Source organism: Pseudoroseomonas sp. WGS1072 (assembly GCF_049340465.1).
Taxonomy (GTDB): Bacteria; Pseudomonadota; Alphaproteobacteria; order Acetobacterales; family Acetobacteraceae; genus Pseudoroseomonas.
Window position 1 is genome coordinate 286,335 of the sequence record NZ_JBMPSU010000002.1, and the last position, 23,997, is coordinate 310,331.

The window sequence follows — 23,997 nt, forward strand, 5'->3', positions numbered from 1 at the left end:
CATGATCCCGTCCCCCCTCCCGATCCCCGCGCGCCGCCGGCGGGTCGTTCCCGCGCGCCTCCGGCGGGCCGCCCGGCCCGGCTTCACCCTGGTCGAGCTGCTGGTGGTGCTGGTCATCCTGGGCCTGCTGGCCTCGATCGCCGCCCCGCAGGCGATGCGCTACCTGGGCGGCGCCCGGCACGACGCGGCGCGGCTGCAACTCCAGGGCCTGTCCACGGCGGTGGACCTGTTCCGCCTCGACACCGGCCGCTACCCCAGCCGGGAGGAGGGGCTGGCAGCGCTGGTGCAGGCGCCCTCCGGCTCGGAGCGATGGAACGGACCCTATGTCCGCAAGGCGGAGCACCTGATGGACCCCTGGGGCCGCCCCTACCGCTATCGCGCCCCTGGCGAACACGGGGCCTACGATCTCTTCACCCTGGGCGCCGACGACCGCGCCGGCGGCCAGGGCGAGGATCGCGACGTGACGAGCTGGTAGGGCGCGCCATGCCCCGCCTCGCCCCCGCCGCGCCTGGCTTCACCCTGGTGGAGACGATGGTGGTGCTGCTGATCCTGGGCCTGGCGGCCAGCGCCGTGCCGCGCTTGTGGGGTGCCGGGCAGGGCGCGCTGCTGCGCGACACCGCCCGGCAGGCGGCGGCGCTGCTGCGCGAGGCACGGGCCGAGGCGCGGCGGAGCGGGCGCGAGACCCTGGTGGTCTTCGACACGGCGCGCGGCAGCCTCCAGCGTCCGGGCGCCGCCGCCCTCGGCGTCACGCCCGGCCTGGCCCTGGCGGTCGAGGCCCCGCTGGCGGAGGCTGGGGAGGCGGGGCGCCTCGCCATCCGGTTCGATGCCGAGGGCGGCTCGACCGGCGGCCGCGTCCGGCTGTCGCGCGGTGGCATGACGGCCGCGGTGGAGGTCGACTGGATGACCGGCCATGTCCGCCTCTTCGAGTGACGCGCCGCGCCGGCGGTGGACGGCGCCCGGCTTCACGCTGGTGGAGGCCCTGGTGGCGCTGGCGGTGATCGGCGGCGTGCTCGCCGCCCTTCTGCCGGCCCTGGCGGCCACGCTGCGCGCCAAGGCGGGGCGCGAGGCGGATCTCGCCGCGCTGGCCCTGGCGCAGTCGCTGCTGGAGGCCCATGCCCCGCCCGGCGCCGCCCGGCCCGGCCATCTGGAGGGGCGCGCGCCGGAGGGGCCCTGGCGCGTCGAGACAGGGCCGGGCGAGGCCGGCGCGCCCGGGCTGGCGCTCCATCCGGTGCGCGTCACGGTGGGGGCGGTGGTGCTGGAGACGCTGCGCCCGGGCCCGGCCGGGGGGGCGCCATGATCCGGTGCTCCGCTCCCGGCCTGACGCTGGTCGAGACGCTGGTCGGGCTGGTGCTGCTCGGGCTGGTGATGAGCCTGGCGCTGAGCGCCCTCGGGCTGGTCGGGCGGGCCGGGCGGGTGGCGGCGGCGGACCGGACCGAGCTTGGGCTGGTGCAGGATCTGCTGCGGCTGCGGCTGCTGGCCGCCCTGCCCATCCCGGAAGAGGGCCGGAGCGGCGGCGCCGCGGCGCTGATCTTCGAGGGGCGTCCGGAAGCCCTGGCCTTCGTCGCCGAACTGCCGCCGCGTTTCGGCCTGGGCGGCCCGGCGCTGCTCGGCCTGCGGCACGAGCAGGGCGCCCTGCTGCTCTCCTGGCGCGCCCTGCCGGGTGGCGAGGCGGGGGAGGGGGGGCCGGAAGGCCGTTCCGGGCGGCGCCTGCTCGAAGGCGTCGAAGCGCTCCGCCTGCGCTACTTCGGCGCGCCCCGTCCGGGCGAGGCGGCGCTCTGGCGGGATACGTGGTCGGAGGCGGCCGTGCTGCCGATGGCGATCGAGCTGAACCTCGACTTCGCCGCGGAGGATGCGCGCCGCTGGACGCCGCTGGTGGTGGCGCCGCGGCTGGCGCACAGACGGGAGGCCGGGGGATGAGCCTGCGCGAGACGGTGGGGCGGGCGCGGCGGGGGGCGGAGGCCTTCCTGCGCTGGTGGGGCGCCGAGCTGCGGGACATGCTGCCCCCGCGATGGCGCGGCCGCCGGCGGCGCCTGGTGGTGGACCTGCGGGGCGCCGCGCCCGGGCTGGCCCGCCTGCAGGGCGGGCGCGTGCAGCCGCTGGGGCCCCTGGCCGGCCGCGCCCCCGCCGCGCTGGGGCGGGCACGCCGGCTGATCCTGCTGGTGCCGCCGGCCTGGGTCCTGCGCCGGGTGCTGACCTTGCCGGCGGCCGCCGAGGCCCGCCTGGGCGAGGTGCTGGACTTCGAGATCGAGCAGCACGTCCCCTTCGCCGCCGCGGAGGTGCTTTGGGATGCGCGGGTGCTGCGCCGCCTGGCCGAGGCGCAGCGGATCGAGGTGGAGGTGGCGGTGTTGCCGCGGGCCGCCATCGCGGAGGCCGCGCGGGCCGCGCGGGGGCGGGCCGCCCATGCCGTGCTGGAGGCCCGCGGCGATCCGGCCGCGCCCTGGCCGGCCATCCCGCTGGACGGGCTCGCGCCGCCCGCCCGGCGCTGGCGCGGGCCGCTCGAGGCGGGACTCGCCGCCGCCGTGCCGTTGCTGGCGCTGTATCTGGGTCTCGCCGCCCTGTGGGCGGGCGAGGAGCGCGTCCTGGCGGCGGAGGCGGAGGCGGTGGCGGCCCGGCGCGGCGCCGAGCGCATCCTGGCCCTGGAGGCCGGGAACCAGGCCCTGCGCGAGCGCCTGTCGGCGGCGGCGGCCCTGCGCGGCGGGCGGCCGGCGGCGGTCGCCGTGCTGGAGCAGGTGGCGGCCCTGCTGCCGGACGATGCCTGGCTGACCGAGTTCCGGCTGGCCGGCGACCAGCTGCTGCTGACCGGCTTCGCCGCCCGCTCCGATGCCCTGCTCGGGCAGCTCGACGCGGCGCCCGGCTTCCGCAACCCGCGCTTCGCCGCGCCGGTGACGCGCGGGCCGCGCGACCCGGCGGACCGTTTCCAGGTGGCGCTGACGCTCGTCGCGCCGGAGCGGGCCGTGGCCGCCGAGGCCCCGCTCACCGGGCCGGCGCGGCTGGCGGAGAGCCGGCCATGACCGGGCTCTCCCCGGCCGTGCGCCGGATGGTCGCGCTCGCCCTGCTGGCCGTGCCGCCGCTGCTGCTCTGGAGTCTCCTGCTGGCGCCCTGGCTGGAGGCGCGGGCGGGGCAGGCGGCCCGGCTGGAGGCGGCCGAGACGATCCGGGCCCGCGGCCTGGCCCTGCTGGCGCGCGAGCCGGCGCTGCGCGCCGAGAACGTGGCGCTGCGCCAGGCGCTGTCGGGCGTGGCCGACCTTCCGGCGGCGGGCAGCCATGCCCTGGCCGGCGCCGAATGGCAGCGGCGGCTGCGCGAGGCGGCGCGACGGCACCGCGCCGCGGTGCACAGCCTGGAGACGTTGCCGGAGGAGCGGACGGGCGATGGGATGATCGGGCTGCGGGGCCGCCTGCAGGCGGATGCGGAGGGTCTGCGCGACCTGCTCGCGGAGCTGGAGGGCGGCCGCGCGCCGCTGCAGGTGCGGGGCCTGACCCTGGCGATGGGCACGGCCGGCCGCCGCCTGCTGGAGATCCAGTTCGAGCTGCGCGGCCCCTGGGCCGGGGAGGCGCGGCGATGAGCATCCGCCTGCTCCTGCCGCTGCTGGCGCTGGGCGGCCTCGCCTGGCTGGGCCTCGCCGAGAGGGGGGAGGATGGCCCGCCGCCGGCGCCCGTCCTTCCCGCGGGCGCGGTTCTCGTCATCCCCGCCCTGCCGCCGCCGCCGACGGGCCCCTGGGCGGAGCAGGTGGAGCGGCCGCTCTTCGTCCCGGGCCGCCGCCCGCCGGAGGTGGCGGCACCGGTCGCCGAGGCCAGCGAGCCGGAGCCGGAGGCGCCCGCCGCCGCGCTCGGCGTGGTGCTGCGCGAGGGGCGGGCCCTGGCCCTGCTGCGCCTCGCCGATGGCCGCAGCCTGCGCGTCGCGGTGGGCGAAGCACCGGATGGCTGGGAGGTCGTCCGCATCACCGGGGAGGAGGTCGAGCTGCGGCGCGGCGCGCGCAGCCTGACGCTGGGCGCGCGGTTGAGTGGCGCCGAGGGCCTGCGGCGGGTGGACTGAGGCGCTCAGGCCGCGTCCAGCATCGCCCCGCCATGGCGCCGCCACCAGGCTTCCAGGTGCCGGGCGGACTCCCGCAGGCCGTGCCGGGCCTGCCAGCCGAACTCCTCGCGCAGGCGGGCGGGGTCGAGCGGCGCACGGTCGGAGACGGCGTAGAGGTCGATATTCGGCGCCTCGCCGGGGGCCGCCAGGCGGCAGGCGAAGCCCTGGCCACGCAATCGCGCCACGGCCTCGCCCCATTCGAGCAGCGACCAGCGGCCGGGGAAGGTGAGGTTGTAGAGGCTGTGCCGCGCCGTGCCCGCTTCCAGCAGGTGGCAGACGGCCCTCGCCGCATCCGGCGCGTAGAGCCAGTCGCGCAGGCCCACGCGCGGCAGCAGCGCCGCCTCGCCGCGCGCCGCGGCCCGCAGGATCTGGTAGGGGGGGCTCATCGTGTCGCGCAGGCCCGTGGCATATTCCCAGGGACCGAAGACGGTGCTCAGGCGCAGGCTGAGGAAATCGAGGTCCCAGAGCTCCGCCAGCCGCTCGCCCGCCCATTCGCTGGCCAGTTTGGTAATGCCGTAGATGCGTTGCGGGCGCGCCGGGTCCGTCTCGCTCAGGACCGCCCGTTCCGGCGCGGCGCCATAGGCGGCGGCGGAGCTGAGATGGATGACGCGGCGCAAGCCGGCCGCCCGGGCGGCGCGCAGGATGCCCGGCATGGCGCCAAGATTGACCGCCAGGAGGGATTCCGGGTCGCGGGCCTCGCGGGCCGGGCCGGGGGTGATCGCCGCCCCCGCCACCAGCGCATCGGCCCCGGGCGGGAGCATGGCCCGCAGGAGCGCCGGCTCGGTCACATCGGCGATCGCCGTCTCGAGGCGGCCCGGCAGGGCGCGGAAGGCCAGGCTGGCGGCGGCGGGGAGGGGTGCGCGGTCGATGCAGAGGACGTCATGGCCCCGCCGCAGCAGGGCCTCGGCGATATTGAGGCCGACGAAGCCGCTGCCACCGAGGATGACGACGCGGAGGCCGGGGCGACGGGCGGGCATGCTGTCGGATATCCGGTGAGCCCCCGGTGCGCGATGCGCCGGCGCGGCGCGGGAATGATGCGCGCCGGGGAGGGTGGGGGCAACCATGGCGAGGAGCGGGCTCGCCCCCTTCAGCCGGCGCCGAGCAGCCGGCGCAACTTGCGCACCGCGCTCTCCGGGGTGGTCAGCACCGGCCGGCCGGTGATCTCGGCCACCCGGGGCGCGGCCGAGGCCAGGCTGAACTGGGCCAGGGCGATGACATCGCAGCCGGCGAGATCGCGGGCCGCCTCGCCGGCCAGCCGGTCGTGCTCCGCCGCGTCGCCCCGGTCCAGCGCCGCCAGGGCGCCCTCCGCCAGGCGTGGCCGCAGGGCGAGGCCGGCGGGGAACTCCGGCGGCATGGAGGCGAGGGTCGGGGCGAAGCTGGCCAGGAGCCCGATGCGTCCGCCGGCGGCGGCGGCCTCCTCGATCATCGCCTCGTTCGGCTTCAGCACGGGAATTCGGGGAAACTCCCGCTGCACCGCCTCGATGCAGGGGCCGAAGGCCGAGCAGGTGAAGAGGATGCCGTCGGCGCCGGTGCCGAGCGCATAGCGGGCGAGGGCGAGAAAGCGGCCGGTCATGGCGGGCGTCAGGGTGCCGTCGCGGGCCAGATCGGCGGAGAGGCTGTCGTCGAGGAGGTTCATCAGCCTCGCCTCCGGCCAGAGCCGCGCGAAGGCGGCCTCGATCGGCGGCGGCGAATGGCGCAGGGCGTGGATCAGGGCGATGCGCATCGGGGGGTCTCCTCGGCGTCGGCGTTCGGAAACGGATGTTGCATTCACCATGGAGTAATGCAACAGATGTTTCATGCGCGAGACCTCGCCGATCGACCTGCTGCGCCAGGCCCTGCCGGGGCTGCCGCCCCGCCTGCGGGCGGCCGGGCGCTACGTCGCGCAGCACGACTTCGACGCCGCCACGCGCTCCATGCGCGATCTCGCCGCCGCCGCCGGCGCCCCTCCCGCCACCTTCACTCGTCTGGCCCAGGCCCTGGGCTATACCGGATGGGAGGCCCTGCGTGAGGCGCTGATCGAGGCCCGCCGTGGCGCAGGCGGCGCGCCTTATTCGGCGCGGGCGCGGCGGAACCCGGGCGGGGATCTCCCCGCCGCCATGCTGGCGGCCGATGCCGAGGCCCTGGCGCGCCTCGATCCGGCGCCGGTGGCCGCGGCGGCGCGGGCCCTGCACGAGGCGCCGCGGATCTGGATCGCGGGCTTCCGCTCCTGTCGCGGCGTGGCGCAGCTGCTGCACTACCAGCTCCGGCTGTTCCGCCCCGACAGCGTGCGGCTGATCGGCGGTGCCGGTCCGGAGGATCTCGACCTCGGCGCGCTGCGCCCCGGCGACGCGGCGGTGCTGATCAGCTTCGCGCCCTATTCGCGGGCCATCGTCCTGGCCGCCCGCGCGGCGCGGGAGGGCGGCTGCACCACCATCGCCCTGGCCGACCGGCCGCATGCGGCGATGGCCGAGGGCGCCGCCCATCTGCTGCGCTTCGATGCCGCCACCTCGCCCGGCTTCTTTCCCAGCCTGACCGGCGCGCTGGCGCTGGCCCAGGCGCTCGCCGCCGCCTGCTTCGCCCTGGGTGGCGAGGCGTCCCTGGTCCGCCTGCGCGAGACCGAGGCGCGGCTGGCCGCCATCGCCGCCTATACCCCCGAGCAGGACCTCTCGTCATGAACGCCGAACCCGCCGCCCGCCGCAGCCGTGTGCTGCACCGCTCCTCCCGCGCCACGCCGCCGATGGCGGTGGGCGGCCATGGCGCCTGGCTGGTCGAGGCCGGCGGGCGCGAGATCCTCGACGCCTCGGGCGGCGCCGCCGTCTCCTGCCTGGGGCATCAGCACCCGCGCATCGTCGAGGCGATCAAGCGGCAGGCGGACCGGCTCTGCTACGCCCATACCGGCTTCTTCACCAACGCGCCGGCCGAGGCGCTGGCGGAGGAGCTGGTCGGCCACGAGCCGGGCGGCCTGGCACAGGCCTATTTCGTCGCCGGCGGCTCGGAGGCGGTGGAGGCCGCCATCAAGCTGGCGCGGCAGTACTTCCTCGAGATCGGCCAGCCGGAGCGGACGCGCTACATCGCCCGGCGGCAGAGCTATCACGGCAACACGCTGGGCGCGCTCTCGGCCGGCGGCAACGCCTGGCGCCGGGCGCCCTATGCCCCGCTGCTCTCGCCGGCCTTCAGCCATGTCGCGCCCGCCTTCGCCTATCACGAGCAGCGGCCGGAGGAGGACGAGACGGGCTTCACCGCGCGCCTCGCCGCCGAGCTGGAGGCGGAGTTCCAGCGCCTCGGCCCGCAGAATGTCGCGGCCTTCATCGCCGAGCCGGTGGTGGGCGCCACGGCCGGCTGCGTCCCCGCGCCGGAAGGCTATTTCCGCGCCGTGCGCGAGATCTGCGACCGGCACGGCGCGCTGCTGATCCTGGACGAGGTGATGTGCGGCATGGGCCGCACCGGCACGCTGCACGCCTGGGAGCAGGAGGGCGTGGCGCCGGACATCCAGGCCATCGCCAAGGGACTGGGCGGCGGCTATCAGCCGATCGGCGCGGTGCTGTTGCAGGGTCGCATCGCGGAGGCCGTCGAGCGGGGTTCCGGCGCCTTCCAGCACGGGCACACCTACCTGGCCCATGCCATTGCCTGCGCCGCCGCCCTGGAGGTGCAGACGGTGATCCGGGAGGAGGGGCTTCTGGAGAGGGTCCGCGCCATGGGCGCGCTGCTGGAGCAGCGGCTGACCGAGCGCCTCGGCAACCACGCGCATCTCGGCGAGATCCGCGGGCGTGGCCTGTTCCGCGCCGTCGAGCTGGTGGCCGACCGTGCCCGCCGCGCGCCCTTCGACCCGTCCCTGCAGCTCCATGCCCGGATCAAGCGGGAGGCCTTCGCCCGCGGCCTCGCCTGCTACCCCGGCGGCGGCACGGTGGATGGCCGCGGCGGCGACCATGTGATGCTGGCGCCGCCCTACATTGTCACCCCGGCCGAGATCGAGTTGATCGTCGAGCGGCTGGGCGAGGCCGTGGACGCCGCGCTGCGCGGCCTGCCCGCCTGATCCCGCACCTTCCCGAAAGAGAGACACACACGGCATGATGAAGCCCCTTCTCCTCGCGGCCGGCCTCGCCCTCGCCGCCACCACCGCGCCCGCCATGGCGCAGACGCTGGACACGGTGAAGCAGCGCGGCCAGCTGATCTGCGGTGTCAGCACCGGCTTTCCTGGCTTCTCCATGCCGGACAGCCAGGGCGTCTATCGCGGCCTCGACACCGATTACTGCCGCGCGCTGGCCGCCGCCGTGCTGGGCGACGCCACGAAGGTCCGCTTCGTCGGGCTGACGGCGCAGAACCGCTTCACCGCCCTGCAATCGGGCGAGGTGGATGTGCTGATGCGCAACTCCACCCAGACCTTCCTGCGCGATGCCTCGATCGGGCTGCAGATGGGGCCGGTGAACTTCCATGACGGCCAGGGCTTCGCGGTGAAGCGCGAGCTGGGTGTCAGCAAGGTGGCGGAGCTGGACGGCGCCACCATCTGCGTGGCGCAGGGCACCACGCATGAGGTGACGCTGGGCGACCATGCCCGCGCCCATGGCCTGAAGTTCCAGCCCGTCGTCTTCGAGCGGCCGGACACCATGTACCAGGCCTTCTTCGCCGGCCGCTGCGACGCCATGACGCAGGACGCCTCGGCGCTCGCCGGCGCGGTCAGCGTGGCGCCCAATCCGCAGGACTACGTGGTGCTCGCCGAGACCATCTCGAAGGAACCGCTCGGCCCCTTCACCCGCAACGGTGACGCGCAGTGGTCGAAGATCGTCGCCTGGCTGCATCACGGGCTGGTCGAGGCGGAGGAGGCCGGCATCACCCAGGCCAATGCGGAGGAGCAGGTCAAGGGCGCCAATCCCGTGGCGCAGCGCCTGCTCGGCACATCCGGCGAGTTCGGCAGCCGGCTCGGTCTGGACAACCGCTGGATGCTGAACGCCGTCAAGGCGGTCGGCAACTACGGCGAGATCTTCGAGCGCAATGTCGGGAAAAGCGGCCAGCTCAAGCTGGAGCGCGGGCTGAACGGCTTGTGGAGCAAGGGCGGCTTGATGTACGCCATCCCCTTCCGGTAAGTCCGGCACGGGTCCGGGATGGGGCGGGGCCGGGCGGGGGCGTCCGGCCCCGCCGCCGATTCCGGGCGGCATCGTCATGGCCTCGGGGCCTGTGGAGGGCGCGGCGACAGGGGTTGCCGAACGGCGCCATCGCCCATAGGGACGCCGTGGGATGAGGCCGCGACGAAGGAAGGATCGCCGATGAGACCTGCCGACACCCGCCGTTGGCTGCTGCACGGCAGCATCGCCGTCACCTATGCGGTGATCCTGGCGCCGGTTGTCATGGTCATGGTGATCAGTGTCTTCCGGCAGGAGATCGTGAGCTTCCCGCCCGCCGGCTTCACGCTGGAATGGTACGTCAATGCCTGGGCGCGGCAGGAGTTCGCCCGCGGCTTCGCCACCAGCTTCCAGGTCGCGCTCCTGGCCACGCTGATCGGCGTGCCGCTCGGCACCGCCGCCGCCCTCGCCCTGCAGCGCAGCCGCATCCGTGGCAAGGCGGCGCTGAACACCCTGCTGCTCGGCCCGCTCGCCGTGCCGGGCGTGGTCGCGGGTACCGCCCTCTACATGTTCTACCTGCGCGCGGAGTTCTGGATCGATCGCGACATCACCGCGACGCTGCAGGGGCTGGTCGCGGCGCATGTGCTGCTGACCATCCCCTGGACGGTGCGCCTGGTCTCGGCGAGCCTCGCCGGGCTCGACGTCTCGGCCGAGGAGGCGGCGGCCAATCTCGGCGCGCGGCCGCTCACCGTCTTCCGCCGCGTCACGCTGCCGATGATGCGGCCCGGCATCGTCGCCGCGGCGCTGTTCTCCTTCATCCAGAGCTTCGAGAACCTGGAGCTGACGCTGCTGCTGGTGGGGCCTGGGCGCACCACCCTGCCGGTCGCCATGCTGAGCTACCTGGAATTCCGCGTCGATCCGACGCTGGCCGCCGTGGCCACGGTGCAGATCCTGCTGGTGGCGGTGCTGATGCTGGTCACCGATCGTTTCGTCAAGCTGTCGCGCGTGGTCTGATGCGCCGCCGAGCCGCTGGAGGAGTCTGAATGGGAAGTCTGGTGCTGGAGGCGCTGGTCAAGCGGTATGGCGCCTCCACCGCGGTGGAGCGCGTCGATCTCGACGTGCGGCAAGGCGAGATGGTGGCGCTGCTCGGCCCCTCGGGCTGCGGCAAGACGACGACGCTGCGCATGGTCGCCGGCTTCATCACCCCGAGCGAGGGCAGGGTGCTGATCGGCGGCAGGGATGTCACGCGCATGCCGCCCTATGCGCGCGACACCGGCATGGTCTTCCAGTCCTACGCCCTCTTCCCGCATATGAGCGTGGCGCAGAACGTCGCCTTCGGGCTGGAGATGCGCAAGGTCGGCCGCGCCGAGCGGGATGCGCGGGTGATGGAGGCGCTGCGCCTCGTGCAGCTCGACCACCTGGCCGACCGCCTGCCGCGCCAGCTCTCCGGCGGGCAGCAGCAGCGCGTGGCGCTGGCCCGCGCGCTGGTGGTCAACCCGGCCGTCTTCCTGCTCGACGAGCCACTCTCCAATCTCGACGCCAAGCTGCGCGGCGAGGTGCGGATGGAGATCCGCGCCCTGCAGCAGCGCCTCGGCCTGACCACGCTGATCGTCACCCATGACCAGGAGGAGGCGCTGACCATGGCGGACCGGCTGGTGGTGATGGAGAAGGGGCGGGTGCGGCAGGTCGGCACCGCCGAGCAGCTCTACGAGGACCCGGCCGATCCCTTCGTCGCCGGCTTCGTCGGGCGCTGCAACCTGCTGGAGGGGCGGGTCGAGGCGCCGGGCCGCTTCCGCACCCGTGCGGGCGACCTTCTGCTCTGCCAGGCCGGCGGCGAGGCGGGCGAGGCCATCCTGGCGCTGCGGCCCGAGCGCATCGCGCTGCGGGCCGGCGGCGAGGGTCCGGCGCGGCTCGCGGCTCTCACTTACCTTGGCGCGCAGACGGAGTACCATGTGGACTTCGGCGCCACGCGGCTGGTGGTGATCGGCGCCACCCCCGCCGCCGCCGATCCGCTGCGGCGGCTGGCCCCGGGCGACGCCGTGACCCTCGTCTGGGAGGCCTCGGCCGCCCGGCTGCTGCCCGCCGCCGCCTGAAGCCACCGTCTGCAACCTTCGCCTGAACCGCCGCCCATCGCATTCCGAGAGACAGGAGACGCGCCCATGACCATCACCCGCCGCGCGGCGCTCGCCGGCAGCGCCGCCGCCCTCGCCTCGATCACCGCCGGCCTGCCCGGCCGGGCCCGCGCGCAAGGCGGGCAGGTCGTCGTCGGCACCTGGGGCGGCGATTATGGCGAGCTGCTGCGTCAGAACATCGATGCGCCGCTGATGCGGCCCAAGGACATCGAGGTGCTGCAGGACATCGCCAACGCCGATCCGCGCAAGACCAAGCTGCTGGCCGAGCGGCAGGCACGGCGCGGCACCTATGACGTGGCCTGCCTGTCCGATACCGACATGCACATGATCGGCCAGCAGAACGTCTTCGACACGATCGACACCGCGAAGCTCAGCCGCAACGGCGCCATCATCCCGGCGCTGCGCAAGCCCTATGCCGTGCCGCATATCTATTCGGCCCTTGTGTTGCTCTACAATCCGGACAAGATGCCGAAGCCCGAGGGCTTCGCCGCCATGCTGGACCCGAAGTACCGCGGCCGTGTCGGCTTCTCCGACATCCTCTACAGCACCAACACCTTCGCCGCCGCCATGGCGGCCGGCGGCGCCTTCGACAACTACGAACCGGCGAAGAAGTCGCTGATGGACCTGCGCGGGCTCGATGCCAAGGTCTATCCCTCCAACGAGGCGGTGGCCGCCGCGCTCAAGTCGGAGGAGATCTGGATGACGCCGATGTGGCTGGCCCGCGGCTTCATGTGGCAGAAGGCCGGCATCCCGGTGAAGCATGTGGTGCCGCAGGAGGGTGCCTATGCCATCGTCTTCGAGTGCGGCGTGCCGAAGAACGCCCGCAACAAGGAGAATGCCTACACCTGGCTCGACGCCTCGCTCGACGCCAGGGCCCAGACCGCCTTCGCCGACCGCATGGGCTACCTGCCGACCGTGACCGACGCTGCGCTGCCGCCCGAGATCATGCAGCAGATCGGCCTGAGCGAGGCGGAGCAGCAGCGGCTGCGCGCGCCGGACTACGACTATCTGCTGAAGAACCACGCCGGGATCCTCGACTTCTGGAACAAGCAGTTCAAGGGCTGAGCCATGGCCGCGCTCGTCCTCCCCGCCGGGCTGCTGGTGGTGCTGTTGCTGGTGGCGCCGATGCTGCTGCTGTTCCGCATCTCGCTCAACCGCTTCAGCCCGACCGAGCTGATGGTGGAGGCGACGACGGCGCAGAACTATCTCCAGGCCGTCCAGGACCCGTATTACCAGCAGGTGCTGCTGACCACGCTCGGCATCGCCCTCGGCTGTACCCTGGTGACGCTGGTCATGGGCTTCCCGGCGGCCTACTGGCTGGCGCGCATGGAGAGCCGCTGGAAGAGCCTGGCCACCATCGTCACGCTCTTTCCGCTGCTGGTGGGCAATGTGGTGCGCGCGGCGGGCTGGATGGCGCTGCTCGGCAATGAGGGCGCGATCAACGCGGCGCTGATCGGGCTCGGCCTGATCTCGGCGCCGCTGCCGCTGCTCTACAACACCGGCTCCGTCGTGGTCGGCATCGTCGCCGTGGTGCTGCCCTACATGATCCTGACGCTCGCCGCCGTGATCGAGGGCATCCCGCGCCAGACGGAGGAGGCGGCCGCCAACCTGGGCGGGCGGCCGATGACGGTGTTCCGCCGCGTGCTGCTGCCGCTGGCGCTGCCGGGGGTGATGGCGGGTTGCGTCCTGGTCTTCATCCTCTGCATGAACACCTATGCCAGCGCGGTGCTGCTGGGCGGCCCGCAGTTCAAGATGATGGCGCCCGCCGTGTACGATCAGTTCGTGCGCGGCAACAACTGGCCCTTCGGCGCCGCGCTCGCTTTCATCCTGCTCACCGTGACCCTGGTGCTGACCGTGCTCGGCAGTGCCCTGATCGGTCGCAAGTACCGTCGCTGACGGAGAGGAACGGAGGACCCGCCATGGCCACAGACCAGGACAAGCCCGAGGTCGGCGAGGAGATGACCGCCCGCAACGCCGCGCGGGGCATGCCGCCGGTGCCGGCGGCGGAGGGGCGCGACCGGGGCGTGGGGCCGTTCCGCCGGCTGGTGCTGCGCGGCGCCACGGTGATCGACGGCACCGGGGCGCCGCCCTGGGGACCGGTCGACCTCGTCATCGAGCAGGGGCGCATCGCCGCCATCCAGGCCGTGGGCACGCCGGGCAAGCCGATCGACCCGGCGCGCCGCCCGGCCCCCGGCGAGCATGAGATCGACTGCCACGGCAAGTTCGTGACGCCCGGGCTGATCGACTGCCACACCCATATCGGCGTGCCCTATCACGCGCTGCACGGCTCGGTCGCCTCGGCCGACTATGTCTATAAGCTCTGGCTGGCGCATGGCGTGACCACGGTGCGCGAGATGGGTTGCTTCAGCGGCCTCGGCTGGGTGGCGCAGCAGCGGCAGGCCTCGGCGGAGAACGCCATCGCCGCGCCGCGCATCCTGGCGCACCCCTATTTCCCCGCCGTCAACGACATGCTCAAGACCATCCACACGCCGGAGGAGGGCAGGGCCTGGCTGCGCCGGGCGAAGGAGCGCGGCGCGGATGGCGTGAAGTTCTTCGGCGCGCCGCCCGCCATCATGAAGGCGGCGCTCGACGAATGCGCCAGGCTCGGCCTGCGCTCCGGCTGCCACCACGCGCAGCAGGCGGTGACGCGGATGAACGCGCTGACGACCGCCGAATGGGGCCTGACCAGCGCCGAGCACTATTACGGCCTGCCCGAGGCGCTCTATGACGACCGCGTGGTGCAGAGCTACCCCACCGGCTACAACTACAATGACGAGTACTTCCGCTTCTCCGCCGCCGGCCAGACCTTCCTGCAGGCGGCCGAGCCGGGCAGCGCGAAGTGGAACGCGGTGCTCGACCGCTTCCTGGAGATCGGCTTCACCTTCGTCCCCACCATGACGATCTACGACGCCAACCGCGACCTGATGCGGTTCCGGCGCGCCGACTGGCATGACGACTACACCTGGCCCAGCATGTGGCGCTACTTCCAGCCGGCGCGGGGCGGGCATGGCGCCTACTGGTACCGCTGGTCGGTCACCAACGAGGTGGAGTGGAAGCACCACTACCGCCTCTGGATGGCCTTCCTCAACGCCTACAAGAACCGCGGCGGCCGGGTCTGCACCGGCAGCGATTCCGGCTTCATCTTCCAGACCTTCGGTTTCGGCTACATCCGCGAGCTGGAGCTGCTGCAGGAGGCCGGCTTCAATGCGCTGGAGGTTTTGCGCTCCGCCACCATCCAGGGCGCCGAGCTGCTCGGCATCGACCAGGAGACCGGCAGCATCGAGGTCGGCAAGGCGGCCGATCTCCTGGTGCTGGACGAGAACCCGCTGGACGACTGGAAGCTGCTCTACGGCACCGGCGCGCTGCGGCTGAACGATGCGACCGGCCGGCCGGAATGGCGCCGCGCCCTGCGCCACACCATCCGCGCCGGGCTGGTCTTCGACGTGGCCGAGCTGCTGGCCGACCTGCGCGGCATGGTGGCGGCCGAGAAGGAGAAGGAAGCGGCGGGCGCTCCCCTGTGACCAGGGGCACGACCGAGTTCGTGCTGCTGTCGGGCTTCCTCGGCAGCGGCAAGACCTCGCTGCTGCTGGACTGGCTGGCCCTGCCGGAGGCGGAGGACACCGCCGTCATCGTCAACGAGGCGGGCGAGATCGACATCGACGGCGCCATCATCGCGGAGTCCGGCACGCTGCCCATGGCCATGCTGGCCAATGGCTGCGTCTGCTGCACGTTGACCAGCGACCTGGTCTTCACCATCCGCGAGCTGGTCGCGGCGCGCGAGCGGGACGGTGGGCCGCCGTTCCGCCGCATCGTGCTGGAATGCAGCGGCCTGTCGAAGCCGGGTCCGATCCTGCGATCGCTGATGCCGCTGGCGGCGCTGGGGCTGCAGGTGCGTGTCGTGACGCTGTGCGACGCGGTGCTGGCGCCGCGCCAGGCGGAGCATTTCGAGGAATGGTCGGCACAGGTGGCCGCCGCCGGCACGCTGGTGCTCAGCAAGCTGGACCGCGCGGCGCCCGAACCCGCCATCGCGGCGCTGCGGGCGGTCAATCCCCTGGCGCCGGTGGTGGCGGAGGCGGACGGTGCCGCCCGGGCGCGCACCACCTTCCTGTCCACGCCGGGCGCAGCCCCCGTGGCCGGCCTGCCCGAGGCGGCGCCGCATCCCCGCATCACCCTGGCCCTGGCGCGCTTCACCCCGGCGGCGAGCTGGGAGGAGCGACTCGACTGGCTGGAGGATCTGGCGGCCTTCTGCGGCGACCGCCTTCTCCGGGTGAAGGGGCTGCTGCATCCCCCCTCCGGCCCGCCGCTGCTGGTGCAGGGGGTGGGGACCGTCTACAGCCCCCTGGCCCCCTTGCCGGGCGCCATCGGGCGCGAGGAGGCGCTGGTGGTCATCCTGCGGGACCTGACGCTGGCCGAGCTGCGGAGCATGGCGCCGGAGACGCTCGTGGAGTGGCAGCAACCCTCGGCACGCGGTCTGGCCTGCTTCTGAAAGCCCGATCGGCCTCCCTCTTCAATCCATTGGATTTGCGGCATCTCTCCCATGGCGGGACGACGCTGGCCTTGGATGGTGGCATAACAGCGCATGTCCACCCGCGCGGGTTGCCGAAGGCTGTCTCCTGCGTCTGGCGTGTGTTAGCCTCGGCATCATCGCCTGAACGGAGAGGCTCGCTTGACCGGCACGATGACCGAGGATGCTTTGCTGTCCGGCCTGGATCTGACACGGTTGGGCGAGGCGGACCGCCTGGTGGCGGGCGCGGCCCAGCGGCTCAGGGCCGAGGCCCTGGATGGCCGGTTGGCGCCGGCGCTGGCGCGGCTCGATCCGGCCATGCGCGGGGCGCTGGATCTCCTCGTGCAGGAAATGGCGCGGCTTGGCGCCGAGGTGGAAGCGGCGCGCCAGGCGGTGGAGGCCGCGCAACGCGGGCGGGAGGCGGCCATCCGGCTGGATCCCCTGCGCTATATTCCCGGCTCGCGCGGCCGGCCGGCCGGGCTGCCGCCGGACCGCTTCGACCTCGCCGCCGACGATGCCGCCTTCAACGGCGCCGGCTGGTATGAAGCGGAGCGCTCGAGCCGCGGCGCCTGGCGGTGGGGCGGCCGGCACGGTCCCTACAGCACGCTTCTGGTCCCGACGCTCGGCGGGGGCGCCCTGCGCCTGGGTCTGCACCTCTCCATGCCTTTCCAAGCCACCTTCGACCTGGAGGCGGCGACGCTGCTGGCCAATGGCCAACCGCTGGACCTCCGGCTGCAGGAGGGGTCCACGGACCGCGCGCCGCGGTTGGCCGCGGAGTTCGACCTGCCCGAGGATGGCGGCACCGGCAGCCTTTCCCTGGTGCTGATGGCACCCCGGCACCACATGGCCGCCGCGGAGGGCGAGACGCCATCCGACTCCCGCGCCCTGGGTCCGGGTTTCGTGGGCCTGACCCTGGAGCGGCGCGCCGGCTAAGAGGGCGCGGCGCTCCCTCAGCCGGCCCTGGCCTGGCCGCCCTGGTAAAGCTGCACCAGAAAATCGGTGCTCAACTCATTGAATCCCCAGAAATTACGCAGGGAGAGACGCAGGCTGTTGGCCGGCAGGCGGAAGCGCCAGCCATCCGGCCGGGTGACGGGCAGGAGGGGGGCCAGGATGCTCCGCCAGACATCGGTCTCCAGCAGGCCGTCCACCAGGCTCAGATGCTGGCCGGGCCGCGCGGCGCCGCGGCCGCCCGCCAGGTCGAAGGGCGAGCGGTGAAGGATGCGCGCGGCGGTATCGAAATAGGGCGCCTCGACCAGCAGGCTCGAACTCACCCCCACCACCTCCCGCAGGCCCGGATGCGCCAGCAGAGCATAGGCATTGGCCCGCACCATCCGCACCTGCCGGAAGGGGATGCCGGTGCGGAAGAGGCCGAAATCGCCGCTGTTGTAGGGGTGCGGCTTGAAGGCGACGCAGCCGTCCCGCCGCAGCAGGGCGCGCACCGCCCCGGCATGGTCCTCGAGATTGACGACCCGGCCGCCATCGACCAGCGAGCGGTCCAGGCTGGTCTGCCCCACCAGCAGGGCGGGCGCCTCCAGCGCGAGGTCGGGCCGCAGCTTCAGCGCCGTGGCCGAGACCAGGTCGGCCCAGCCATGGAAGGCCTCGGGGTCGGTGTGGTGCGACAACAGCGCGGCGAAGACCTCCGCGTCATTGGTCTGCACGGCGAAGAAGACGTCCGGCAGGAAGCGGACCGGATGGATGTTGAGGTCGACATAGGGGATGTCGAGATGCGACAGGGTCCGCTTGAACCATTCCGCCAGTTCGAAGCCGACCACGATGGCATCGCCGAAGGTGGCCTCACAGGTCTCCAGCACGGCGGCCGGCACGGTTCCGGCATCGAAGAAGCCGGCCCAGCCCGCCGCGCTGGGCTCGGCCCCGAACCAGGCGTAGAAGGCGGCGGCATCGAGGCCGTCATCCCAGCTCAGGCAGTCGACCGGCAGTCGGCTGGCCTCGCCGAGATGCCGGCGCAGCAGCCGGTAGAGCCAGCGGATGTTCTCCGTCTGCGAGGGCCTGAAGCCCTTCTCCACGGGCCGCAGGAAGTCCCCGGTGACGATGATGCGCCGGAGGGGGATGCGCCGGAGGGGGGAGGCCATGCGCGCCTCAGGCCCTGGCCGCCAGGGCCGCCATGAAGCGCTCGGCGGCGGCGCCGATGGCGGGCGGGCCATGCCGGCGCTCGACCAGGGCCCGCGCGCTCTCGCCCATGCGGCGGCGCCGCGGCTCGTCGCGCAGCAGCGCCTCCACCGCGGGCAGCAGGGCCTCCCGCTCGACCAGCAGGCCCTCCGTCCCGTCGGTCAGCCCGCCATAGACCGTGTCGCGGCAGGCGATCACGGGCAGGCCGCAGGCCATGCCCTCGACCATGGCGCGTGGCAGGCCATCCATGGTGGAGCAGTGCACCATCAGGCGGCAGCGCTTCAGCAGGGGGAACAGCTGCGCATGGGACAGTTGGCCGGGAAGGCTGAGATGGCCGGGAGAGAGGGCGCCCTGGCGCAGCGCCTCGGACGGGCTGCCGCCGCCGACCAGGGCGACACGCCAATCGCGCGTGAGCGGCAGCAGCATCGCCTGGTTCTTCCGCGCCTCGCGGAAGTTGCCGACATTGACGATGTCGTGCAGCGGCGCGGCGGGCTCCGGGCGGGTCGCCTCGAGGTCGATGTACTTCGGCATGACGTAGCCCCGGCCCCGCGCGGCGAAGGCCGGGAAGTGCCGCTCCAGCTGCTCCTCGTATTCGCCGAAGACGAACTCCGCGCCGTCCAGCACGCGGTCACGGATGCTGCCGCCGACGATGAAGCCGTACCGCTGCCCCGCCCCCAGCCCGTGCAGGAGGAAGGCGTTGATGTCGTAGCTCAGGCCCTTGAAGATCAGCAGGTCGGGTGCGAAGCCGCGCAGGGTCTCCAGCATCGCCGCCGAGGTCTTGCGATGCGGGATCGGTGGGGCCGGCAGGTCCTCCGGGCAGAAGATGGTGTCCACCGCGCCGTCCAGGAAGCTCTCCCGTTCGATCGCGCGGCCGCCATGGATGCGGAAGGCGGCCGCTTCCACACCCATGCCACGCAGGCGGGACAGGAAATGCAGCTCCCGAAGGGCGCCGGTCATCGACCGGTCGGCATGGCTCATGATCAGGGCGAGGCGCATGGGTCGGGCGGCGGTCCCTGGCTGGCGGAGATGGACGCCGCACCCTAGAACGGACTAGAAGCTTAAGGAAGTGTCACAACCCCACGCCGCGACTTTGCGTGGTTCCGCGTCTCTTCGTTGAGGAAATGGCTGACCGTTCCATGCGTTTCCTGGTCATCTCCCCGACACCGAGCCATCCCGCCAATGCCGGCAACCGGCAACGGATCCAGGCGCTGCTGCGCGGCCTGCGCCGTTTCGGCCATGGCATCGACTTCTGCTTCATCGCACGCGAGGCCGTCGCCGAGGAGGATCTGGCGGCGATGCGGGGCGCCTGGGATGAGGTGATCCTGCTGCCGCACGACCGGGCCGCCGAGCGGCGCAGCCTGGGCGAGGTGTATGGCATCGACGACTGGTTCCAGCCGCCGGCCGCCGCGGCCCTGGCGCAGCTGGCGGCCGAGCGGCATTACGACGCGGTCCTGGTCGAATATGTGTTCCTCAGCAAGGCCTTGGAGTATTTTCCCGAGACGACGCTGAAGATCATCGACAGCCATGACGTCTTCTCGGGCCGGCAGGAGCGGCTGCGCGCCCTCGGCCTCCCGCCCGCCTTCTTCTACACCACCCCGGCGGAGGAAGGACATGGCCTGGACCGCGCCGATCTGGTCCTGGCCATCCAGGATGAGGAGAGGGCGCAGCTCGAGGAGATCACCCGCGCCGCGGTGGTGACGCTCGGCTTCGTGCCCGATCCGCTTCCCGATGCGGCGCCGCGCCGGGAGGGCGGCGGGAGCGGGGTGGCCGGCTATCTCGGCAGCGCCAACCCGATCAACCAGGCGGCGCTGAAGGCCTTCCTGCAGGCGCTCGACCTGGACGCCGTGGCGCGGGAGGGCGGCAGGATCCGGATCGGCGGCGGTGCGGGGCAGGCGACGGCGGGGCTGGAGGGGCCGCTCGAGGTGGCGGGGCCCGTCGCCGAGGCGGCGCCCTTCTATGCCGGGCTCGACCTGGCGCTCAATCCGCACCAGGGCGGCACCGGGCTCAAGATCAAGTCGGTCGAGGCGCTGGCGCATGGCTGCCCGCTGATCGGCACCGCCGACGCCCTGCTCGGGCTAGAGCCGGAGGAGCCGTTCCACGCCGCCGCCGATGCCGCCGCCCTGGCCCCGGCGCTGCATCGCTTCCTGGCCGAACCCGCCTTCCGGGAGCGCGTGGCCGAGGGCAGCCGGCGCCTGTTCCACCGCTACGCCGCGACCGTCGAGCGGCAGATGGGCATCCTACGCTCCCCCGCCGCGCTGCGCCTGGCCCTGGACCGGCCGCGCGTCCTGCTGGTCACGGATCTGCCGTTCTGGGAGGAGAAGCTCGGCAACCACGCGCGCATCTGCGAGATGCTGCGTGTCGGCCGGGAATGGCTCGACTTCGACCTGCTGGTCCTGCGCAGCCTCAGCCCGGCGGAGCGGGCGGCGGCCCGGCGCGTGGTGGGTGGCCGGGGCCGGGTCTTCTCCTTCCGCGACTACGCCCTTCCGGGTGTCGCGTGGATTGAGTCGTCTCCGCTGCTCAAGGGCTTCGAGAGGCGCCACTTCGCCCGCGTCTTCTTCGCCGCGCTGGAGGCGCATCTGGCGGCGCATCCCTGCGAGGCGGTGATCCTGGAATACATCCGGCTGAGCTACCTGCGCCATGCGCGGGGCCTGCCCCGCCTCACGGTGCTCGACACGCATGACGTGATGTCGCTGCGGGCGGAGAACTTCGCCCATTTCGGGCTGGACCATCACCTGCAGATCTCGGTGCAGGAGGAGCTGGCCATCATGGACAGCTTCGCCCTGGTCCTGGCCATCCAGGCCGCCGAGCATCGCTTCCTTGCCGACGCCCTGCCGGGGCGTGCCCTCTACCTGCCGCACAGCCTGCCGCACCGCTGCCGGCACGATGCCGGCCGGCCGGCGCGGCGTGTCGCCTTCGTCGGCGGCGACAGCCCGATGAACCGCGACGGGCTGCGCTGGTTCCTGGAACAGGTCTGGCCCTGCTTCCACGGCCATGAGGCCGAGCTGCACGTCGCCGGCGGGGTCTGCGCCTCCCTCGGGGCGGCGGCCGCGACGGCCGGCCGCGTCGTGCTGCATGGCGCCGTGGCGGATCTCGACGGCTTCCTCGATGCCGCCGACATCGGCATCAATCCGGTCTTCTATGGCGGAGGCCTGAAGATCAAGACCGTGGAATACCTCTGCCGCGGACTGCCCGCGGTGGTGACGCAGGAGGCGGTGCACGGCATCGAGGGGGGCGAGCCCGGCGCCTATCGCCTGGCCCACTCGCGGCGCGACTTCGTGGCGGAGCTCCATCTGCTGCTGACCGACACCACGGTCCGGCAGCAGTGTTCGGAGGCGGCCTACCGGCTGGGACGGCGGCAGTTCAGCCGGGCGGTGTCCGGCCAGGCTCTCCGGTCCCTGGCCGATCTGGCCCGGGCGGAGCGGCGGGAGGCCGCCGCCGCCTGATCCACGGAAAATACTTCAGAATCAAGTTCTTATGACGGTCCTTTAAGGCTGGAAGCCAAAGGCGATCAGCCCCGCAGCAGGCCCGCCTCCGGTGCCACTTCGCCGCTGTCCGGAAAGGCGGCGGCAATGGCCCTGGCATCGAGGCCGAGATGATCCCGCAACAGGCCCTTGGCGATGGCCCGCAGATCCCGCGTCGGCTGCAGGTCGCGCTTCTCGTAGAGTTGGGACTCCGCCAGGCCCGGCCAGTCCGCCAGCACCCGGCCACCGCGTATCGCGCCGCCGGCGAGCAGCGCCGCGCCGCCGGTGCCATGATCGGTGCCGTTGTCGCCATTGGCGCGGGCGGTGCGGCCGAACTCGGTCATCACCAGGATGGCGGTCTGGTTCCACGCCGCCTCGCCGAGCGTTTCGCGCAAGGCCATCAGCCCCTCGTCGAGCTGGCCCAGCACGGGATCCATGCGCCGCGTCTGGTCGACGTGGGTGTCCCAGCCGCCCATCTCCAGCGCGGCGACGCGCGGCCCGCCCGGTGCCGCCAGCAGCCGTCCGGCGGTGCCGGCCAGCGCCGCGAAGCCGCCCTTGGCCGGCGGCGCCCCGCCCAGCACGCCCTCGGCATAGCCGCGCCCGCGCAGCCCCTCCCGAAGGGAGGGACCCAGCAGCGGATCGGCATGCAGCAGGTCCGCCATCCGGGCGTAGAGGTCGGGATCCGGCCGCAGCCGGCGCGGGGGCGCCCACATGCCCACCGGCTGCGGTCCGCGCATCAGCAGCGGCAGGTCGAGGCCGAGGGCGAGTGCCGCCTCGGGCCGTCCGGCCGGCCGCGCGGGCAGGCCGGCCAGGGCGCGGTTGAGCCAGCCGGAGGAGAGCCGGTGGTCGGTGCCGCTCTCCATCATGTCCTGCGCCTCGAAATGACTGCGGTTGCGGTAGGGGCCGGCCACGGCGTGGATCGGCAGCAGAGACCCTTCCCGGAAGCAGCGGTGCATCCCGCCCAGCCGGGGATGCAGGCCGAAGAAGCCGCCGCACTCCAGCAGGCCATTCTCCTGCCCCGGCTCGGGCAGGGCGACGGCGCCGCGCAGCGCGCGGTAGTCGGGATCGCCATAGGGGGCGAGCAGGGCCATGCCGTCCATCGCCCCGCGCAACAGCACCACGACGAGGCGGCGCTCGGCATGGCTGGCCGGCGGGGCGCCGGAGGCCAGGGCCAGGCGGGCATTGCCCGCCACGGCCAGGGCGGAGAGGCCGAGCAGCAGGCCACGCCGGCCGAGGCGCGGCAGATGAGGATTCGTCTGGCTCATCGGCGCTGGAACTCCGGGCTGGCGAGAAGCAGGGCGATGGCATCGCGCGGGGCGCCGGCCCGCCGGACCGCGGCGCGCGTCTCGGCCGAGGCCAGGGGGCCGAGTGCCGCCTCCAGCAGCGCCATGGGCTCGGCGCGGGTGAAGCGGCCCGCCAGGTCGTAGGACCAGTCCAGCCGGCGCAGCAGCGGCTCGGGTCCCAGCCAGGCCGAGGCCAGGTCCGGCCAGCCATTGGGTTGCGGCGCCACCCAGAGCGGCTGGTTCAGCGCGTGGCAGGCGCCGAAGGCGAAGCGGGCCAGGCGTTCGCCCTCGGCGCCGCACGCGCGCAGGGCGGCGACGATGTAGTCCTGCGGCGCCCGCAGCTTGCCCAGGGGCGGCGCCCAGGCCTCCGGCAGGCGGGGCAGGGCACGGGACACGGCCAGCAGGTCGCCCCCCGTGTCGCGCAGCACCGCCTCGATGCGGGCCACGGCGGCGGGCGGCGGGTCGTCGGCCACGAAGTGCCGTGCGAGCTTGACGGCGAGGTGCCGGTGCGTCGCCGGATGCTCGGCCAGGAAGCGCAGCGCGGCCTCGCTGGCGGCCTCGCCCTCCTCGAAGCGCCGGCCCATCAGCGTCTTGGCGCCCGGCTCGTGGTTGGCGACGCGGAACACGGCGCCGAAGGGCTCGCGGTTCCGCTGCACGCCCCAGCCGGTGAGCAGCCGGGCGAAGGCGGTGACATCCGCCTGGGTATAGCCGGCCGCCGGGCTGACGGTGTGCAGTTCCAGGATCTCGCGCGCCAGGTTCTCGTTCAGCCCGCGCCCGCTGCGCCGGCCGAAGCGGCTGTTCGGGCCGACCGAGGAGTTCTGGTTGAGGTAGCTCAGCATGGCCGGGTGCCGCTCCACCGCCAGCAGCATCTCCGTGAAGCGGCCGGTGACATGCGGGCGGATGGCGTGCCGCACGAAGTCGGGCAGCGCCGCCGTGACCCCCGTGCCGCCGCGCTTGCTGACGGTGAAATGATTGGTCCAGAACGCCACCAGGCGCTCGCGATAGGGTGCCTCGCTGTCGATGCGCCAGCCGAGCGCGGTGCTCGCCTCATCGACGAAGTAGAGCTCGAGCGGCCGCTTCTGGCCCGGCTCGAAGGGCCGCATGGCATCCTGCTCCGCCCAGATGCGGTAGCCCTCGGCGAGATCGCCGGGCGTGGATCGTCCCGGCGGGGCCGGCGGCGCGCGGTCCGGCGCCTCGAGCTGGGCGTCGAGCCAGGCCAGGGGATCGGCCGGCGGAGGGCGATCCGGCCGGAGGCCCAGGCCGAAGCGGATCTCGGCTTGCAGAGGCGAAGCGGCGGAGGACATGCACGCCAGGGTAGCAAGTCCAACAGGGCTTCCGTCCAGCCACAGAATGTTGCAGCGCCGCGACCGCTGTTCATTCCAG

General features: G+C 73.4%; 24 protein-coding genes. 18 read left to right on the forward strand and 6 right to left on the reverse strand.

Annotation, left to right across the window (positions count from 1 at the left end):
* The first annotated feature begins 1 nt into the window (after position 1).
* From gspG to ACF3NH_RS19415, 7 genes are read left to right on the forward strand one after another with little or no spacing between them, the layout of a single operon-like run.
* Positions 2-475: a type II secretion system major pseudopilin GspG gene (gene gspG, locus ACF3NH_RS19385; protein ID WP_422925209.1), complete on the forward strand. Its 474-nt coding sequence runs from the start codon at positions 2-4 to the stop codon at positions 473-475.
* A gap of 8 nt (positions 476-483) precedes the next feature.
* A complete protein-coding gene (locus ACF3NH_RS19390; RefSeq protein WP_422925211.1) occupies positions 484-930 on the forward strand; it encodes a GspH/FimT family pseudopilin in 447 nt (148 codons plus the stop codon).
* The gene (locus ACF3NH_RS19395) at positions 911-1,297 is read left to right on the forward strand and encodes a type II secretion system protein (RefSeq protein ID WP_422925213.1); all 387 of its coding nucleotides are present in this window, start codon (positions 911-913) and stop codon (positions 1,295-1,297) included. The genes ACF3NH_RS19390 and ACF3NH_RS19395 overlap by 20 nt, the downstream gene beginning before the upstream one ends.
* The gene (locus ACF3NH_RS19400) at positions 1,294-1,917 is read left to right on the forward strand and encodes a hypothetical protein (protein ID WP_422925215.1); all 624 of its coding nucleotides are present in this window, start codon (positions 1,294-1,296) and stop codon (positions 1,915-1,917) included. Before ACF3NH_RS19395 ends, ACF3NH_RS19400 begins: the two co-directional genes overlap by 4 nt.
* Positions 1,914-3,011, forward strand: coding sequence for a PilN domain-containing protein (locus tag ACF3NH_RS19405; RefSeq protein ID WP_422925217.1), 1,098 nt, complete (start codon positions 1,914-1,916; stop codon positions 3,009-3,011). The genes ACF3NH_RS19400 and ACF3NH_RS19405 overlap by 4 nt, the downstream gene beginning before the upstream one ends.
* Positions 3,008-3,562, forward strand: coding sequence for a type II secretion system protein GspM (gspM, locus tag ACF3NH_RS19410; RefSeq protein WP_422925219.1), 555 nt, complete (start codon positions 3,008-3,010; stop codon positions 3,560-3,562). The genes ACF3NH_RS19405 and gspM overlap by 4 nt, the downstream gene beginning before the upstream one ends.
* The gene (locus ACF3NH_RS19415; protein WP_422925221.1) at positions 3,559-4,032 is read left to right on the forward strand and encodes a hypothetical protein; all 474 of its coding nucleotides are present in this window, start codon (positions 3,559-3,561) and stop codon (positions 4,030-4,032) included. The genes gspM and ACF3NH_RS19415 overlap by 4 nt, the downstream gene beginning before the upstream one ends.
* 5 nt (positions 4,033-4,037) lie before the next feature.
* Here ACF3NH_RS19415 and ACF3NH_RS19420 read toward each other — a convergent pair whose 3' ends face one another.
* Positions 4,038-5,048, reverse strand: coding sequence for an NAD-dependent epimerase/dehydratase family protein (locus ACF3NH_RS19420; RefSeq protein ID WP_422925223.1), 1,011 nt, complete (start codon positions 5,046-5,048; stop codon positions 4,038-4,040).
* A 110-nt stretch (positions 5,049-5,158) separates the two neighbouring features.
* The gene (locus tag ACF3NH_RS19425; protein WP_422925225.1) at positions 5,159-5,794 is read right to left on the reverse strand and encodes an aspartate/glutamate racemase family protein; all 636 of its coding nucleotides are present in this window, start codon (positions 5,792-5,794) and stop codon (positions 5,159-5,161) included.
* Between the two features lie 73 nt (positions 5,795-5,867).
* Here ACF3NH_RS19425 and ACF3NH_RS19430 point away from each other — a divergent pair, with 73 nt between their 5' ends.
* The 10 genes from ACF3NH_RS19430 to ACF3NH_RS19475 all read left to right on the forward strand — a co-directional run bounded on the left by ACF3NH_RS19430 (position 5,868) and on the right by ACF3NH_RS19475 (position 16,676).
* Positions 5,868-6,725, forward strand: coding sequence for a MurR/RpiR family transcriptional regulator (locus tag ACF3NH_RS19430; RefSeq protein WP_422925227.1), 858 nt, complete (start codon positions 5,868-5,870; stop codon positions 6,723-6,725).
* Positions 6,722-8,083 carry an aspartate aminotransferase family protein gene (locus tag ACF3NH_RS19435; RefSeq protein ID WP_198366639.1) on the forward strand — a complete coding sequence of 454 codons (1,362 nt, stop codon included), beginning with the start codon at positions 6,722-6,724 and terminating at the stop codon, positions 8,081-8,083. The genes ACF3NH_RS19430 and ACF3NH_RS19435 overlap by 4 nt, the downstream gene beginning before the upstream one ends.
* A 34-nt stretch (positions 8,084-8,117) precedes the next feature.
* Entirely contained in the window at positions 8,118-9,131 is a 1,014-nt protein-coding gene (locus tag ACF3NH_RS19440) for an amino acid ABC transporter substrate-binding protein (RefSeq protein ID WP_422925229.1), read from the forward strand.
* 180 nt (positions 9,132-9,311) lie between these two features.
* The gene (locus ACF3NH_RS19445; protein ID WP_198366640.1) at positions 9,312-10,121 is read left to right on the forward strand and encodes an ABC transporter permease; all 810 of its coding nucleotides are present in this window, start codon (positions 9,312-9,314) and stop codon (positions 10,119-10,121) included.
* Between the two features lie 29 nt (positions 10,122-10,150).
* Positions 10,151-11,200, forward strand: coding sequence for an ABC transporter ATP-binding protein (locus tag ACF3NH_RS19450; protein ID WP_422925232.1), 1,050 nt, complete (start codon positions 10,151-10,153; stop codon positions 11,198-11,200).
* Between the two features lie 66 nt (positions 11,201-11,266).
* On the forward strand, positions 11,267-12,304 hold the full coding sequence (locus ACF3NH_RS19455; RefSeq protein WP_422925234.1) for an extracellular solute-binding protein: 1,038 nt from the start codon (positions 11,267-11,269) through the stop codon (positions 12,302-12,304).
* 3 nt (positions 12,305-12,307) lie between these two features.
* A complete protein-coding gene (locus ACF3NH_RS19460) occupies positions 12,308-13,135 on the forward strand; it encodes an ABC transporter permease (protein ID WP_198366643.1) in 828 nt (275 codons plus the stop codon).
* Between the two features lie 23 nt (positions 13,136-13,158).
* Positions 13,159-14,760 (forward strand): amidohydrolase family protein, encoded by a 1,602-nt coding sequence (locus ACF3NH_RS19465; RefSeq protein WP_198366644.1) that lies wholly within the window; start codon positions 13,159-13,161, stop codon positions 14,758-14,760.
* Entirely contained in the window at positions 14,757-15,725 is a 969-nt protein-coding gene (locus ACF3NH_RS19470; protein ID WP_422925237.1) for a CobW family GTP-binding protein, read from the forward strand. Before ACF3NH_RS19465 ends, ACF3NH_RS19470 begins: the two co-directional genes overlap by 4 nt.
* 180 nt (positions 15,726-15,905) lie before the next feature.
* Entirely contained in the window at positions 15,906-16,676 is a 771-nt protein-coding gene (locus tag ACF3NH_RS19475) for a hypothetical protein (RefSeq protein WP_198366646.1), read from the forward strand.
* Between the two features lie 17 nt (positions 16,677-16,693).
* On the opposite strand, the gene ACF3NH_RS19480 is transcribed toward ACF3NH_RS19475, so the two are convergent.
* Positions 16,694-17,833, reverse strand: coding sequence for a polysialyltransferase family glycosyltransferase (locus ACF3NH_RS19480; RefSeq protein ID WP_422925239.1), 1,140 nt, complete (start codon positions 17,831-17,833; stop codon positions 16,694-16,696).
* Between the two features lie 7 nt (positions 17,834-17,840).
* The gene (locus tag ACF3NH_RS19485) at positions 17,841-18,866 is read right to left on the reverse strand and encodes a glycosyltransferase family 4 protein (protein ID WP_422925241.1); all 1,026 of its coding nucleotides are present in this window, start codon (positions 18,864-18,866) and stop codon (positions 17,841-17,843) included.
* Between the two features lie 140 nt (positions 18,867-19,006).
* Between ACF3NH_RS19485 and ACF3NH_RS19490 the strand changes: the two genes are divergently transcribed.
* Positions 19,007-21,313, forward strand: coding sequence for a glycosyltransferase (locus ACF3NH_RS19490; RefSeq protein WP_422925243.1), 2,307 nt, complete (start codon positions 19,007-19,009; stop codon positions 21,311-21,313).
* 65 nt (positions 21,314-21,378) lie between these two features.
* On the opposite strand, the gene ACF3NH_RS19495 is transcribed toward ACF3NH_RS19490, so the two are convergent.
* Positions 21,379-22,596: a DUF1501 domain-containing protein gene (locus tag ACF3NH_RS19495; RefSeq protein ID WP_422925245.1), complete on the reverse strand. Its 1,218-nt coding sequence runs from the start codon at positions 22,594-22,596 to the stop codon at positions 21,379-21,381.
* Complete coding sequence (locus tag ACF3NH_RS19500) at positions 22,593-23,918, reverse strand: DUF1800 domain-containing protein (protein WP_422925247.1); 1,326 nt, start codon at positions 23,916-23,918, stop codon at positions 22,593-22,595. Before ACF3NH_RS19500 ends, ACF3NH_RS19495 begins: the two co-directional genes overlap by 4 nt.
* Between the last annotated feature and the right edge of the window lie 79 nt (positions 23,919-23,997).

Coding starts and splice junctions, on each gene's coding strand:
- ACF3NH_RS19400 (WP_422925215.1), top strand. CDS start 1,294: ATGATCCGGTGCTCCGCTCCCGGCCTGACGCTGGTCGAGACGCTGGTC.
- ACF3NH_RS19415 (WP_422925221.1), top strand. CDS start 3,559: ATGAGCATCCGCCTGCTCCTGCCGCTGCTGGCGCTGGGCGGCCTCGCC.
- ACF3NH_RS19430 (WP_422925227.1), top strand. CDS start 5,868: ATGCGCGAGACCTCGCCGATCGACCTGCTGCGCCAGGCCCTGCCGGGG.
- ACF3NH_RS19465 (WP_198366644.1), top strand. CDS start 13,159: ATGGCCACAGACCAGGACAAGCCCGAGGTCGGCGAGGAGATGACCGCC.
- ACF3NH_RS19480 (WP_422925239.1), bottom strand. CDS start 17,833: ATGGCCTCCCCCCTCCGGCGCATCCCCCTCCGGCGCATCATCGTCACC.
- gspM (WP_422925219.1), top strand. CDS start 3,008: ATGACCGGGCTCTCCCCGGCCGTGCGCCGGATGGTCGCGCTCGCCCTG.
- ACF3NH_RS19435 (WP_198366639.1), top strand. CDS start 6,722: ATGAACGCCGAACCCGCCGCCCGCCGCAGCCGTGTGCTGCACCGCTCC.
- ACF3NH_RS19395 (WP_422925213.1), top strand. CDS start 911: ATGTCCGCCTCTTCGAGTGACGCGCCGCGCCGGCGGTGGACGGCGCCC.
- ACF3NH_RS19420 (WP_422925223.1), bottom strand. CDS start 5,048: ATGCCCGCCCGTCGCCCCGGCCTCCGCGTCGTCATCCTCGGTGGCAGC.
- ACF3NH_RS19495 (WP_422925245.1), bottom strand. CDS start 22,596: ATGAGCCAGACGAATCCTCATCTGCCGCGCCTCGGCCGGCGTGGCCTG.
- ACF3NH_RS19485 (WP_422925241.1), bottom strand. CDS start 18,866: ATGCGCCTCGCCCTGATCATGAGCCATGCCGACCGGTCGATGACCGGC.
- ACF3NH_RS19460 (WP_198366643.1), top strand. CDS start 12,308: ATGGCCGCGCTCGTCCTCCCCGCCGGGCTGCTGGTGGTGCTGTTGCTG.
- ACF3NH_RS19445 (WP_198366640.1), top strand. CDS start 9,312: ATGAGACCTGCCGACACCCGCCGTTGGCTGCTGCACGGCAGCATCGCC.
- ACF3NH_RS19440 (WP_422925229.1), top strand. CDS start 8,118: ATGATGAAGCCCCTTCTCCTCGCGGCCGGCCTCGCCCTCGCCGCCACC.
- ACF3NH_RS19500 (WP_422925247.1), bottom strand. CDS start 23,918: ATGTCCTCCGCCGCTTCGCCTCTGCAAGCCGAGATCCGCTTCGGCCTG.
- ACF3NH_RS19425 (WP_422925225.1), bottom strand. CDS start 5,794: ATGCGCATCGCCCTGATCCACGCCCTGCGCCATTCGCCGCCGCCGATC.
- ACF3NH_RS19450 (WP_422925232.1), top strand. CDS start 10,151: ATGGGAAGTCTGGTGCTGGAGGCGCTGGTCAAGCGGTATGGCGCCTCC.
- ACF3NH_RS19490 (WP_422925243.1), top strand. CDS start 19,007: ATGCGTTTCCTGGTCATCTCCCCGACACCGAGCCATCCCGCCAATGCC.
- ACF3NH_RS19455 (WP_422925234.1), top strand. CDS start 11,267: ATGACCATCACCCGCCGCGCGGCGCTCGCCGGCAGCGCCGCCGCCCTC.
- gspG (WP_422925209.1), top strand. CDS start 2: ATGATCCCGTCCCCCCTCCCGATCCCCGCGCGCCGCCGGCGGGTCGTT.
- ACF3NH_RS19405 (WP_422925217.1), top strand. CDS start 1,914: ATGAGCCTGCGCGAGACGGTGGGGCGGGCGCGGCGGGGGGCGGAGGCC.
- ACF3NH_RS19390 (WP_422925211.1), top strand. CDS start 484: ATGCCCCGCCTCGCCCCCGCCGCGCCTGGCTTCACCCTGGTGGAGACG.